This is a genomic window from Rhizobium sp. CCGE531 (assembly GCF_003627795.1).
Classification (GTDB): domain Bacteria; phylum Pseudomonadota; class Alphaproteobacteria; order Rhizobiales; family Rhizobiaceae; genus Rhizobium.
The window spans coordinates 1,828,568-1,841,656 of sequence record NZ_CP032684.1; the positions used below are offsets into that span (position 1 = coordinate 1,828,568).

Consider the following 13,089-nt stretch of genomic DNA (forward strand, 5'->3'; position numbering starts at 1 on the left):
TCCAATCGGAGCGACATTCGCCGACCGGTAAGGTCAGGCAAACTTTTTTTTCAGCGGCCCTTGCGGGGTCGAACCACAGATGAAGAAAGCGGGACAGTTCGGGCATGTGAATGAGGAAACCGTGGCAGGAAACCGCCCCCCGCGAATTTCGCCTAGAAACTTTGCAAGCTTGTCTCTACGCCCCGACAATTCACGATCGGACAGGGATAGGGGATGCGCTTCAATGTCCGAAAGGTGGACCAACTCTGCGACGGCGCCCGGGAAGGCCTGCTTGACGGCGAGGATTAGGGCCGCGGCCCCGACATCCTTGCCCTCGGTGGATCGCATGTGACCTGTTCCAATGCGGCGAACCGCGCGGACTCCATCGGGTCGCACCAGCACCTCGTCCGGCTCGACGAGGATTTCCTCACCTCCAACTATGAGACTGACTGCGGTGCGCACCTCGAAGACCGCTCCCGCGCGGCTGGACAAAAAGAAGCGCAGCATCGCCATGGCGAGATCGAGGAATTCCGCACGATAACCATGATCGGAAAGCCCTTGGCTGACGAAGGCTGCTTCCGCTCGATCTTGCAGCTCCCGCTCCGAAAGAGACAAGCCGGACGCGACCACCGCCCCAACCACCGAGCGGACTGCCTCATGCAGCTGCATGAAGGCAGTCGTGGTTCGACGTCCACCGACCTGAAGGACATGCGTGTAGAAAAAGCGACGTGGACATGACTCATAAAGAGCGATTTGCGGTCCGCTAAAGCGAAGCCGCCCGTCGACGATCATTTCAACGCTCTGCGCGTCTGGGGCCGGGGGAAGGGGGCGAGCTGGCATGATCGTGCGGCGCATCAACGTGGTCCCGAGGCGGTCGAGGAACGGCGAGAGTGGCCGATTGTGCCCATTGCTTTTCTCTGTCGGTGCATAGAGGAACAGGCGGTTGCGAGCGCGTGACAACGCAACATAGAAGAGGCATTCCTGCTCCTCAGCTTGGCCGGCCCGGAATGCATCCAGGGCGCTGCCGTCCGCGCCAGTGATCATGCCCGTCGGCGCCGGGCACGGTGGAGCCTGCGGCGTCCGTGGGATTGTATCGCTGTTAAGTCCAAGGATATGCACAGCTTCGAATTCCAGGCCCTTGGCGCCGTGGATCGTCATCAGTCGCACGCCGTCGAGATGCTGTGCTGCTGCCGGCAGCTGTCGCAGGTCGCGGTCGTCGCCCAGGCGCACCAGTCTGCGCACGCGGTCGAGCAGGCGCGTGACAGGCAGCCCGCGTCCCGAGGGTTGTACGCGCACGAAATTCAGGAACTGCCAGATCGCAATACCGCGTGTGCGATCGCCGAGGTCCGACGATGCTCCGAGACGTGCCGTAATCTGCGTGCGATCGAGAAGCAGCGTCGCGAGTATTGTCCACGGCGAGGCGGCGTCGCCGAATCCATCCAGAGCAACAGCCAAGTTCCCCAGCGCCCGACGGCCTGCCTCGCTCAATTCTGGGATGGAGGCGAGACTCTGCAGCCAACTTGCCGGAGCGGGATCTGTTGCTCTCAAATAGGCGAACACAGCCGCGACGTCCGCGAAAGACATAGCGAAATCCGGCCAGCATGCGATGCGAACAAGGCCCATGGCGCGCCGGTCGACGAGTATCGAGAGGAGTGCAAGCAGGTCCTTGACCTCCCCTCGCTCGAACAGGCTGCCAAGGAAGAGAACCGGCACACCGAGCCGCTCAAGATCTTGCCCTATCCTGGACAGCTTTTCATTGCCCGTGCACAAGACCACCTGATCGCGATAGGCATGCCCCTCGCGTCGCAGTTCCTCGATCACCTCTGCCAGAGCGACCTGCTGTTCTTCGGCTCGCCGAACCGTGTGCAGTTCCGGCGGATGACCATTGACGCCTCGCTCCGCATCAAGGCCGCTATCTGCATCACCAGCTCGCATCTTCATGGCGAAATTGGAAAAGCTGGTCGTGATCTCTGGTACCGAGCGATAGTTGCGCTTCAATCGACCGCGTTTGCCCCCGGCGAAGTCTTCCTTCCCGAAGCGTGTCATGTTGAACGATGACGCTCCCCGAAACCGATAGATCGACTGCTTGGCGTCGCCGACCACCCAGAGATTATCGCCATCGGGGCGTATCGCGCTCAGCAATCTCACGCTGCTGCGATTGACGTCCTGATATTCGTCGACAAGGACGTGATCGTACTGCGCCTGGAGTGTCGCGCGGATAGGCGCATCCTTCTCGAGCAGTTGAACCGGTAGCGCGACAAGGTCGCCAAAGTCGACACAGTTCGAATTGCGCTTGAGCTGCTCATAGGCCGCGTAGACGCGCGCGACTTCGACGGCGCGCTCTGCCGCTTCGCGTGCCTCCGGATCACTCGCCTTTGACAGCATGGCGTCGGCGAGCACTGCATAGGTGTCGGCATCGACCACCTCATCCTTGGCTCTCGACACGGCAACCAGCATATCGGCGATGATCTGGGTGGGATCATAAAGATTGCGATAGTGAGAAAGCCTCAGGCGCGGAAACTCCTCCTCAAGGAGCTCGACCGCTTCGGTTCGATCCATCATCCGCGGGTCTTTCGGCAGGCCGAGTTCCGCATAAAACCGACGAATGATATCGAGGCCGAAGGCGTGAAAGGTACCGATCCACATTGCGGCGGCTGCCTCGGGCCGCTTGCGTGCGATCCTTTCGGCCATTTCCCCCGCCGCCTTGTTCGAGAAGGTCAGGAGCAAGATACGCCTCGGATCAACGCCGTCTTCCAGAAGGCCTTCGACGCGCGCAACCAAGGTTTGGGTCTTGCCCGTGCCGGGGCCCGCTTCGAGCAGGTAAGCTTCGCCGCGATGTGCCGCTGCCGCCGCTTGCAGAGGATTCAACGACCGTGCCGCATGCGCTGCCTCGGTCGTTGACGGCACCGGCGGCAGGAGCAAGGCATCGAATAGCTGTTGCGCGACGACCTCGAATGGTGCGCCGAGCTTCGTGGAAATCTCGGCCGCCGACAGGCCCTCGTCGATATGAAGTGCCCGCGCGACGTTGCGCGGGAGCAGCAGCTCGCGAGCGAACAAATCCATCTGAACTTCGCGGCGCTGTTTTCGCCCATAGTCGACAACCCGATCAATGCCGACCGGTGACGGCTCGGCGGGGCGAGCTGGATCGATTGCCGGCACAGGCGCATCATCTGGATCGTCGCCAAGTTCGACATGTCCAATCTCGTGCGCAACAAGGAAAGCTCTTTCGAACAAAGAACCAACGTTCTCATGAAGGATCAGGTCGTCGGCGGCTATGAGGGTCGCGCGACCGCCGTTGAGCACAGCCGCACCTGCCGCAGTAGGCTCAATGTCGATCCCCCGTCGCTTTGCCTCGGCGACAACCAAGTCATATGGTGACCAGGGATCGACTCCGGATTCGACCAGATGAGCGTGAAGCTCGGCGGCGACTTGCCTGGCAAGCTCCACGCTTTCCATATCACTCGGCCTGTATCAGAAGCTCGGCCCGCTTCTCATCGGAGACGCCAGCGTCGATCAGAACTCTCTCGAAGGATACTTGCTCGCCCGCGCTCGGCTTGCCATCCGCCTTATAGCTGCGAGCTGCGGACAACGGTGCCGTTCCCCAGGACATCTGCAGTTGGGAAAGTGAGCAGCGCATCGCCTCTGCCAGCCTCCCGAGGAACCTATTCGGAATACTCAGCAGTGACACCCGCCGTTCACGCAACGCGGTGATGACCTGGCGCGGGACATCCAGGTGGTGAGCAACAGCGCGCCAATCGTCGGCTGTCAGAGCCGCAAAAGGATCTGGTCCGGCCGCTGGCGCTGGTAAAGCCTTCGCGTGTTGCGACCAGGCGGCGTCGATCAGCTCCTTATCCGCGGCGGAGAGCGGTGCGTCATCTTCCGAAGTTTCACGGCTCAACTCGCGCGACAAGTCAACGAGTTCGGCGGCGTGTTCCGGATAAAGCCGCAGGTAGCGCTCGAGGGTCGAGCGATCTGGCTCGCTTTCGACTGCGAATGCATCAAGCACGGCCTCACGAGAGGGGCGTTCGCCAGCCGGGCTCATTGCTGTTCCCCGTCAGTCAGAGCCAACCGCAATGCTGCAATCGCTTTGTCGCGATAAGTCCGGATCGTCTTTTCGGAGCGGCCCAATGCTTTGGAGATGGTCATGACGTCTGGCTCCTTGGAATCTATGGGAAAGCCCTCTTTCAGCATGTGTATGATCCTGATTTGTTCTGGTGGTAGAGCTTCAATCGCCGCATCCAGACGCGACCGGTAAAACGGCTCGTCGATTTCCGGTGCGGCAAAAGGATCATAGACGCCGGCGGCTCTTTCCACCTCCGCGGTCGGTTCACCGCTCTCCTCGTCGTATTCGATAGATTGGGATCTGTTCTCGTCTCGCCAAGCCTGTTCCTGAGCATCGCGTCGCAAGCTAGCAACAGCGCCATCGAACCGGACTTCGAAATAGTCGAGTTGGTCGACATATGATGCGCGGTCCGCAGAAAGCATTTCTACGAAGCGGCTGAAGACTTTGTCACGGACCACGCTGCGCGTCAGCGATTCAGTCTTTCCGTCGGAGCTTTCCGATTTAGGCACGCTGCGAAGCACCCGCTCCATGAGAATACGATAGAGCCCCTCGAACCAGGTCTCGTTATTGTCGTGACGGCTTGCGCGAATGAAATGCACAAGGCACTCGCTCGGAACGTAGCCTGGGTCGGAGCGCTTCGTGATTGCGGCTCGGCTGATGAGCTCGCTGCGCGGGAGGACCGCCAGTTCGCCGATGAAGGCCTCTATCTTCGGGTCCCTTTTGTAGAGTTCGCCGTTGAGACTTCGTTTGCGTAGTGGGACCACGACTGCCTCCGCAGCCCCGCATGCCTCGTGTACCATATCGGGAGCTTTCTCCAGCTGGTTCATCGTGCCGCCCCGCACGCTCTCGTTCCGGCGCGCGTGTGGGTGCGTGCATCATCGAGCATTGCGTCCCCATGAGGAGGATTGTGAAAGATCATGCCATGCACTGTTTTATCCTCCAACGCATCGCTCAGGTGCTAGCCGCCAATCACATCTACGAGCGCGGCAGATTGCCCTGGCTTACCATGAAGCCAAACCTCGACACGTGGCCTCACTTCCAACCGGTCAGCAATTTCCCGTACGAGTCGCTCAGGATATAAGCCATAGAACAAATACAACCCGCGTTCATAGCCAACTTCGGTCTGGAATACTGAGAGCGTGACCAGATCCTTTGCGATCCCGCGCGGATTTTTTACCGCGTTGTCCCCCGGCTTCACTTCAATCACAGCATGGTTTCGCCCCATGTATCCCGGGACGTGCACAAGCAGGTCAGGAATCGACATGTCTGCACCAAGTCTATGAAGTATAGGGTGGCCGCGCTTGTCTACTTCGCCATTAAGTACGAAATCGGTTTGGTCCTGCGTCGGCCACTGTATTCTGAGCTGGTGGTAAAGTTCGTAGCAGTAAACGCGCTCTCCGTAGATTGGCCCCCCGCCGTCAACTGGCAAGCTGAAGAAGTGCGATTCGATTCGTCCAGTGGCTGTGGCAATTATTTCATCAAGTTGCTGCATATGGTTTCACCAAAAGCCGTCGTCGGTTCTTGGAGTTACGCATAGCTGACAACTAGGGACAGTCCGTTGCAACTCCAAGGACGCAAAAAGCAAGCTACCGTCCGCCACCGGATTGCGAAAAAGTATGAAGGTGCTGCATTGCGTCCGCGCTCGATCGGAAGGCGTTGAGCGAACCTCAGAATTTCGGCTTGCACCCGGATAAGCGGGGGATAGCACCGGATAAGGATCAATAAGGCGCGCACGAATCCTTCACTTAGGCTATCGATTATCGAGCAGAAGATTGATTGGGCAGAAGAGTTAATGATCGAAAGTGTCTTTCAGGGCAGTCTTTTTACCAGCGATTTTCTTACGCAGTCGATTGTCGGTAATGCGGACTGGAAAAGTGTCAATGATCATGACGTAGACGCGTTGGCGGCAGACTTAGTTGCCGCTTTCTCGTCCTTTCCAATTGGGCAGACGCCTAACGAAACCCGAACTGAAGACGATTTGATCTGGCCCATTCTCCGGCGGTTGGGCTGGAGTCACGCTATGCGCCAGCAAAACCTGACCGTCAAAGGCAGGGATGATGTGCCGGATGGCCTGCTGTTTGCCGATGCGGCAACGAAGACCCAAGCAGATCGCTTTCCCGAAGAGTGGAGGCGTTATCAATTTGGCCTCGCAATAGTTGAATCGAAACGCTGGCGCCGACCGCTCGATCGCCAATCGGGCCGGCGGGGTGAGGAGCTTGCGCCATCAACACAGATGCTCCGCTACCTGCGGCGTGTTGACGATTTGACAACTGGCAACCTACGGTGGGGCATTCTCACGAACGGCGGAAGGTGGCGACTTTATTACTCCGGCGCCCGATCGGTCTCCGAGCAGTTCTTCGAAATTGACCTTGCTGCCCTTCTTGGAATCCCAGGGTCTGGCGACAACCCTGTCGTGCTTGATAGCGAATTACGCCGGCATGCTCTTCGAGTTTTCGCTTTGGTGTTTCGAAGGGAAGCGTTTCTGCCTTCCGCGACCGATCCGCGGACTTTCCATTTTCGCGCCCTCGAAGAAGGCAAATTCTACGAAGAGCGCGTCGCTGCCGACCTGTCGAACCTGGTATTCGACCATATCTATCCATTGTTGGCGCGTTCAATAGCCAACAGCGCAGCGGATGCCCCGCTGCAGGATGTACGAGAAGCGGCACTGATCCTTCTCTATCGGCTGCTATTTATCCTCTATGCGGAGGACCGTAACCTGCTCCCTGTAAACGATCGTCGATATGACGACTATGGATTGCGCGATCGTGTTCGGCTCGATGTCGGCGACCGCAAAGACAGGGGTGACACCTTCTCGACGACGGCAGCACGCTACTGGTCCGTGCTCGACGATTTGTGCCGCGCTATTGATGAAGGTGACTCGTCAATCGGGCTACCACCATACAATGGCGGCCTATTCGATTCCGAACGCACTCCACTGTTACGCCGGGTGCGCCTTTCCGATTCCATAATTGCGGAGGTGATCGACAAGCTCTCCTTCGAGAGAACTGACGGCGCCCGCAAGTATATCAACTATCGTGACTTAACGGTGCAACAGCTCGGCTCGATTTACGAACGGCTCCTCGAACATGAGGTCATCAGGGACGGCGACGTCGTCAATATCCGCCCCAACATATTCGCACGTAAGAGTTCAGGCAGCTACTACACGCCAGATGATCTTGTTGCTCTCATTATCCGCGAGACCCTGGAGCCGTTGATCGAAGCGCGTCTGACCGCGTTTCGGGAGAAGGCCCAAGAGTTGGCAGCAACGGACCAGGACGAAGGACGCAAGCTGGGCATCCTAAGGCGGTTCGACCCGGCTGAGAAATTGCTCGATCTCAAAATCTGCGATCCGGCCATGGGCTCAGGGCACTTTCTGGTGAGCCTTGTCGACTACATGGCCGATCAGGTCATCACCGCCATGGCCGAGACCGAAACTATCGTCGAGTGGGCAGACTATATCTCACCGCTCGCCGACCGGATCGAAGGCATCCGCAGCACGATTCTCGGCCACGCGGAAGAGCGTAGATGGACCGTCAATCCTGAACAGCTCGATGATCGTCACATCATCCGCCGCATGGTCCTCAAGCGGAGTGTCTACGGTGTCGACAAGAACCAGATGGCCGTAGAGCTTGCTAAGGTCGCACTTTGGCTGCACAGCTTCACGGTAGGCGCGCCGCTGTCGTTCCTCGACCACCATCTTCGCTGCGGCGATAGCCTTTTCGGTTCTTGGGTCAAAACCGGCATCGAAAAAGCCAAGGCGTATGGTAGCCCGCTACTGCTTCATGAGCCGGTTAAGACGGCGCTTGGGTCAGCGGCCTCGATGCAGACCATCGAAGGCCTACCGGATGCGGAGATCGCAGAAGCGCACCGCTCGCAGGAAATCTTCGAAGGCGTCCAGGTGATGACGGCGCCGCTGAACGCGTTCCTTTCGTTGCTTCATGCGATTGAATGGCAGGACTTGAAAGGGAAGGACAACGCGAAGGCAATCCAAGGCTTTTTCGACGGCTCTTTCGGAGACCCCGTTGAGATAGCGCTTGGCAGACGAAAGCCGCAGGTCCGCGACGACTATGGTCGGCGATTCGTCGAGATACTTGCCGCAGCTCGCGAACTGATCACCGAAGAACGCTTTCTCCACTGGCAAGTAGCGTTTCCGGGCGTATGGGGAGACTGGGCAAACGACGGTCTAGCTGGCGGGTTCGACGCGATTATCGGGAATCCGCCGTGGGACCGAATGAAATTGCAGCAGGTCGAGTGGTTTGCCGCACGTCGACGCGAAGTCGCGCTGGCTCAGAAGGCGGCAGACCGTAAGAAAATGGTTGCGGAGCTGGAAGGCACCGGTGATCCGCTTACGGCAGACTTCAAGAAAGCCAGTGCGCGTGCTGAGATGGCTGTCAAGATCGCTCGTAAGTCAGGTAACTATCCACTATTGTCAGGCGGCGACGTGAATATTTATTCGTTGTTCGTTGAACGGGCTCTGTCGCTCGTCAAAGACAGCGGGATGGTGGGCCTTCTCACGCCTATCGGAATTGGAGCGGACAAGACCGCTGCAGAATTTTTCTCATTTATAAGTGAATCTAAGCGAGTCAAAGCGTTTTTGTCATTTGAGAACAAGAGTGGGTGGTTGTTTCGGGATGTACACCACGAAGATCAGCCTACAATAATAGTATTGAGCGGCGGCGAGCGATTATTCGAGAAATTCAAATACGCTGTCAAATTGACGGAGTTGCCAGAGGATGGGTCTTCTCGCCTTTCATATATTGATAGTGAAGACTGCCGCCGCGTAAATCCGAACACTGGTACCGTGCCGATTTATCGTGCTTCTCAATCGGGCGATCTGCTTAGTCAAATTTATGCTCGCCTTCCGATTCTGGTTGAGCGTGAGGGCAATACGGAAATCAAAGTCTGGCCAGTGAAATATGCCACGATGTTTCACATGACTAGCGCTTCAGGTCTGTTTCGCACAAAGCAGGAATTGATTGAGAATGAAGGCGGCTATCCCTTAGGCGGGCAAGTTTACGGAACCTCTTCAGGTAAATGGTTGCCTCTGTTCGAGGGGAAAATGATATCAAATTTCAATCACCGCTACGCCGGTGTGCGGGCAAACAGCGGCAGCGTCAGCGGACAGGGCGTGGCTGTTCACTCAAGCGTGAAGGAATTGCAAGATCCTGATTTTGTCCCGGAGCCGCGATACTGGGTTGCCGAGTCCAAGATGAAATTTGCGGAAGAGTATGTTCTAGCGTTCAATGATGTATGCAATACCAACAACAAAAGGAGCCTAATTGCCGCTCTCGTGCCGCGCAGCGGATATGGGAATAAGCTGCCGATTTTGGCGCCAGTCGGAGATTTTGGTGCTTCTGACGCTGCGCTACTCCTGGGAAATCTTTGTTCAATAGTATGCGACTTCACAGCTCGCCAGAAAATTCAAAGTAGGAATCTTAACAAGTATATTCTTGAACAACTTCCTGTTGTTCCCTCCCCTTGGTATCAAGACGTGATGTTCGGCGATAAAACCGCGGGGCAGATTGTGCGGGAAGCTGTATTAGAATTAACCTACACAGCGTACAATATGGCGTCATTCGCTCGTGACTTAGGGCATGTCAATGAGTCCGGCGAAACGCAGCGGCCGTTCGCATGGAACGAGGAAAGACGGCTTAAGCTAAGGGCGAAGTTAGATGCCGTTTTCTTCCACCTATATGGCATCAAGGACCGTGATGATGTTCGTTACATCTATTCCACCTTTCCAACGCTGGAACGCGCGGAGAAGGAGGCTTATCAGGGCCGATATCGATCTCGCGAACTTTGCTTGGCTTACATGAACGCGCTCGTCGCCGGCGACCCAGATGCGGACATAGCGCTATGAGCAAGCCAATAAAGGCGAGAGCCTTCAATGCGCTGAAGTCGAAACGACCATCTGTCGTCGATCCAACTACCGTCAAGACTATTGATGCCTGATCGCGGCATCGATGAGCCTGCCAACGCTGGCCGATTACGCCGCGAGTCTTGCCAAACGCAGTTCGACCAAACACAGGGATCGTTGGTTGCGAGCCATCGCAACCAACGATCCCTGTGAGCCCTTCGAAGCACCCGCCACGGAGGCTTGCTTTTTCGGAGCCGTTCTTCAGCGATTGGTATGCGGCGTCCACGCCCCATCGATTTTTCAGTTGCAGTGATCTGAGGTTGATCTACGGGCCGTCAAATGAGCTCACCGAAGAGTACCTGACGAGCTCATTGTGAGGCCTTGATGCGGGCGGCGTAGGCCCAGGGCATGAGGGCATCGATGTCTTTTGCTAGGTGGCCGTTTGCGAGGCTGACGAAGAGATCGCACAGATAGGCGTAGGGTTCAACGCTGTTCATTTTACAAGTGCCGATCAGGCTGGCAAACCGGGCCCAGTTGCGGCCCCCTTCATCGTGCCCCGCAAAGAGCGCATTGCGGCGATTCATGGCTGGTCGGCGGATCGCGTTTTCCACCAGGTTGGAGTCGATATCGACGTGGCCGTCGTCCAGAAACAGCCGGAATCCGTCCTGCCGCGTCAGCATATAGGCCAGGGCTTTTCCGAGGTCGGACTTGCGTGAGACGCGCTGGGCTTGCGCTGCGAGCCAGGTGAAGAATTCGTCCACCAGCGGGAGGGACAGGTCCTGTCGAACTGCCCGGCGATGTTCGGGATCTGAGCCCCGGATACTGCCTTCGATCTTGTAGAGCGCGGCGATCCGCACCAGCGCCTCGTCGACGATGGGCGATCCACTCTTTGGCGCGGCCTTGATCAGCTTTCTGCGCCCGTGCGCCCAACAGAAAGCCAGCTTCAAGGGATCACCGCCCATCCGGTCCGACGTGGCGAGGTGAGAGTAACCACCGTAGGCATCCACCTGGATTGTCCCGTTGAACCCGTCGAGGATTTCAGCGGCATATTCGCCTTTACGCCCGGGCCGATAATGGAACACCACGCCCGGCGGCGCAGAACCGTTCCAGCCGCGGTCGTCACGCAACACGGCCCAGAGATAACCGGTCTTCGTCTTGCCTCGCCCCGGATCCAACACCGGAGCCGTGGTCTCGTCGACATAGAGCCGCGTGCTTTCAAACAGCAGCCGTTTTGCCATGTAGTCGACCACCGGTGCGATTTCGCTGCCCGTGCGCCCCATCCAATCGGAAAGGACCGTGCGGTCTATCGGCACCCCATGTCGCGCCATGACCTCGGCCTGCCGGTTGAGCGGCATATGTTCGGAATGCTTGGAGACGGCAATCTCAGCCAGAAGGGCTTCCGTCGGCCAGCTCCCTTCCAGCAGATACGCCGGCGCTCTGGCCTGGACGACGCCCGTTCGACCCTTGGGGCAGGCGTATTTCGGGCGGATCGTGACGATCACCTCGTAGCGTGCCGGAATCCGGTCGAGCCGTTCCGTCCGGTCTTCACCGATCCGGACCATGTTGCCGCAACCACAGGGGCAGACAATACTGTCGGGCTCGATCACCTTCTCGACCCGCGGCAGGTGTTCGGGCAATGCACGGGCCTTACGCTCCTTGCGAGGGGCGGCCTTGTCCGGATCGGATGCGCCGGCTTCGATCTTTTTCTCGACGGCGGCGATCCGCGCCTGTGTTTCGGCAATCGCCGTTTCAAGGTCTTCCAGCGCCAGTTCCATCTGCGCCGGATCGAGCTTTTCCGATTTCGGCCCGAACTTCGTGCGCCGATAGTCGTGAACCTGCCCCTCAAGCTTCTCGACCAGTTCCTTCAGCTCGGCGATGAACGCGTCCTTTTCGGCAACCACAGCCTGCTCATGTTGACGTGCAGCACGCTCGACCGACAGTTCGAACTCCATCGCCGCAAAGGCTTTGACAACCTCTGGCGGAAGGTCCGGAAACAGGCTGAGATCAAGGGGCGATGACATGCGGCCTTATAGCAAGGCAGCACAAAAAAGCCAAATAAAACAATGCAAAGGCGGCCGGATATTTACCCTGCCGCGGACGGCGCGGTCACCCGTTGCGCCATGACCCGTCGCCAGTCAAGACCTTCGAACAAAGCCTCATATTGAGCCCTGGAAAGACGCATGGTCCCATCCTGAACCTTGGGCCAGGCAAAGTTTCCATGTTCAAGAATTTTGTAGGTTAGCACCATTCCGGTGCCATCCCACACCAGGATCTTCAGGCGATCGCCGCGCTTCGACCGGAAGATCACCGTCACCCCGGAATGCGGATCGAGCTTCAACTCGGTCTGCACCATCAGAGCCAGCGCCTGATGCCCACAGCGGAAGTCAACCGGCCGCGTTGCAATCAGGATCGGCAGGCGTTGGCCCGCGACGATCATGCCGTCCCTCGCATGGCTCGCACCAGAGCCGCCACACGTTCAACCGGCACATCGCCGGGAACCCGCATCACAACGTCCGGGCCGATCTCCAATGTCAAGACCGACGAAACCGTCGCCGGCAGCGGCGGCGCCAAAACACTCACAGCCTCGCTCGGCTCTGCCGCAATCGCCAAAGGCACAAATGCAGGCTCGGCATCGCCGCTCTCCGACTGGCCCGACATAGTCTCAAAAGGCAACGCCAGAATGCCCTCGCGCACTTGCCGGCGCCACAAGGAAAGCTGGTGCGCAACAACGTCATGACGGCGCGCGACATCAACAACACGAACGCCAGGCTCAAGGCTTTCCGCCACGATCCGCGCCTTCACATCGTCCGGCCAACGCCGGTTTCCGCGGCGCGGCTCGACAACTTCGTAACGCCCAACAAATCCATCATCTGCCATGCAAATCTCCAGATAGTCCTGGAAACCTTCTCGCACACCCGGCAAGCCTCAAAATATAGCCAATTCAATGGGGCGGAGACGGCGCTTACAGCGATTGGGTGGTGCGCTTCGCCGCGTTTGCGGTGTCAGTGAACCCGGCAGCGCTGACCGCTATCGCTCGATCGGCACCGATGGCTCTCTTCTTGGTGGCAAGTTGTTCGCTCCAGGTTACATCCTGGACTGAACCTCGCCGTCGGCACTCAACGGTAATGAGAACGTCGGTTGTGCCAATCCGGCTTCCGATACCTACATAACCTCTGGCAGGCCGGTGACT

8 protein-coding genes are annotated in these 13,089 nt (G+C 58.1%); 1 reads left to right on the forward strand and 7 read right to left on the reverse strand.

What is annotated here, in order from left to right; all coding sequences use genetic code 11:
- Window positions 1-33: 33 nt before the first annotated feature.
- The 4 genes from CCGE531_RS08970 to CCGE531_RS08985 all read right to left on the reverse strand — a co-directional run bounded on the left by CCGE531_RS08970 (window position 34) and on the right by CCGE531_RS08985 (window position 5,534).
- Window positions 34-3,435, reverse strand: a complete 3,402-nt coding sequence (locus CCGE531_RS08970) for a UvrD-helicase domain-containing protein (protein WP_120663843.1) — start codon at window positions 3,433-3,435, stop codon at window positions 34-36.
- Between the two features lies 1 nt (window position 3,436).
- A complete protein-coding gene (locus tag CCGE531_RS08975) occupies window positions 3,437-4,021 on the reverse strand; it encodes a hypothetical protein (protein WP_120663844.1) in 585 nt (194 codons plus the stop codon).
- Window positions 4,018-4,869, reverse strand: coding sequence for a DNA-binding response regulator (locus CCGE531_RS08980; RefSeq protein ID WP_120663845.1), 852 nt, complete (start codon window positions 4,867-4,869; stop codon window positions 4,018-4,020). Before CCGE531_RS08980 ends, CCGE531_RS08975 begins: the two co-directional genes overlap by 4 nt.
- A gap of 131 nt (window positions 4,870-5,000) precedes the next feature.
- The gene (locus CCGE531_RS08985) at window positions 5,001-5,534 is read right to left on the reverse strand and encodes a methionyl-tRNA formyltransferase-like protein (protein WP_120663846.1); all 534 of its coding nucleotides are present in this window, start codon (window positions 5,532-5,534) and stop codon (window positions 5,001-5,003) included.
- A 300-nt stretch (window positions 5,535-5,834) separates the two neighbouring features.
- Between CCGE531_RS08985 and CCGE531_RS08990 the strand changes: the two genes are divergently transcribed.
- Window positions 5,835-9,902 (forward strand): restriction endonuclease, encoded by a 4,068-nt coding sequence (locus tag CCGE531_RS08990; RefSeq protein ID WP_120663847.1) that lies wholly within the window; start codon window positions 5,835-5,837, stop codon window positions 9,900-9,902.
- A gap of 365 nt (window positions 9,903-10,267) precedes the next feature.
- Here CCGE531_RS08990 and CCGE531_RS08995 read toward each other — a convergent pair whose 3' ends face one another.
- From CCGE531_RS08995 to CCGE531_RS09005, 3 genes are all read right to left on the reverse strand, one after another.
- Window positions 10,268-11,920, reverse strand: a complete 1,653-nt coding sequence (locus CCGE531_RS08995) for an IS66 family transposase (RefSeq protein ID WP_120663848.1) — start codon at window positions 11,918-11,920, stop codon at window positions 10,268-10,270.
- A 62-nt stretch (window positions 11,921-11,982) separates the two neighbouring features.
- Window positions 11,983-12,336, reverse strand: a complete 354-nt coding sequence (gene tnpB, locus CCGE531_RS09000; RefSeq protein ID WP_120663849.1) for an IS66 family insertion sequence element accessory protein TnpB — start codon at window positions 12,334-12,336, stop codon at window positions 11,983-11,985.
- The gene (locus CCGE531_RS09005; RefSeq protein WP_015341991.1) at window positions 12,333-12,776 is read right to left on the reverse strand and encodes a transposase; all 444 of its coding nucleotides are present in this window, start codon (window positions 12,774-12,776) and stop codon (window positions 12,333-12,335) included. Before CCGE531_RS09005 ends, tnpB begins: the two co-directional genes overlap by 4 nt.
- Window positions 12,777-13,089 lie beyond the last annotated feature (313 nt).

What these genes read in the sequence shown, in the direction of transcription:
- CCGE531_RS08985 (WP_120663846.1), bottom strand. Translation starts at nt 5,534, where the DNA reads ATGCAGCAACTTGATGAAATAATTGCCACAGCCACTGGACGAATCGAA.
- CCGE531_RS08975 (WP_120663844.1), bottom strand. Translation starts at nt 4,021, where the DNA reads ATGAGCCCGGCTGGCGAACGCCCCTCTCGTGAGGCCGTGCTTGATGCA.
- CCGE531_RS09005 (WP_015341991.1), bottom strand. Translation starts at nt 12,776, where the DNA reads ATGGCAGATGATGGATTTGTTGGGCGTTACGAAGTTGTCGAGCCGCGC.
- tnpB (WP_120663849.1), bottom strand. Translation starts at nt 12,336, where the DNA reads ATGATCGTCGCGGGCCAACGCCTGCCGATCCTGATTGCAACGCGGCCG.
- CCGE531_RS08970 (WP_120663843.1), bottom strand. Translation starts at nt 3,435, where the DNA reads ATGGAAAGCGTGGAGCTTGCCAGGCAAGTCGCCGCCGAGCTTCACGCT.
- CCGE531_RS08995 (WP_120663848.1), bottom strand. Translation starts at nt 11,920, where the DNA reads ATGTCATCGCCCCTTGATCTCAGCCTGTTTCCGGACCTTCCGCCAGAG.
- CCGE531_RS08980 (WP_120663845.1), bottom strand. Translation starts at nt 4,869, where the DNA reads ATGAACCAGCTGGAGAAAGCTCCCGATATGGTACACGAGGCATGCGGG.
- CCGE531_RS08990 (WP_120663847.1), top strand. Translation starts at nt 5,835, where the DNA reads ATGATCGAAAGTGTCTTTCAGGGCAGTCTTTTTACCAGCGATTTTCTT.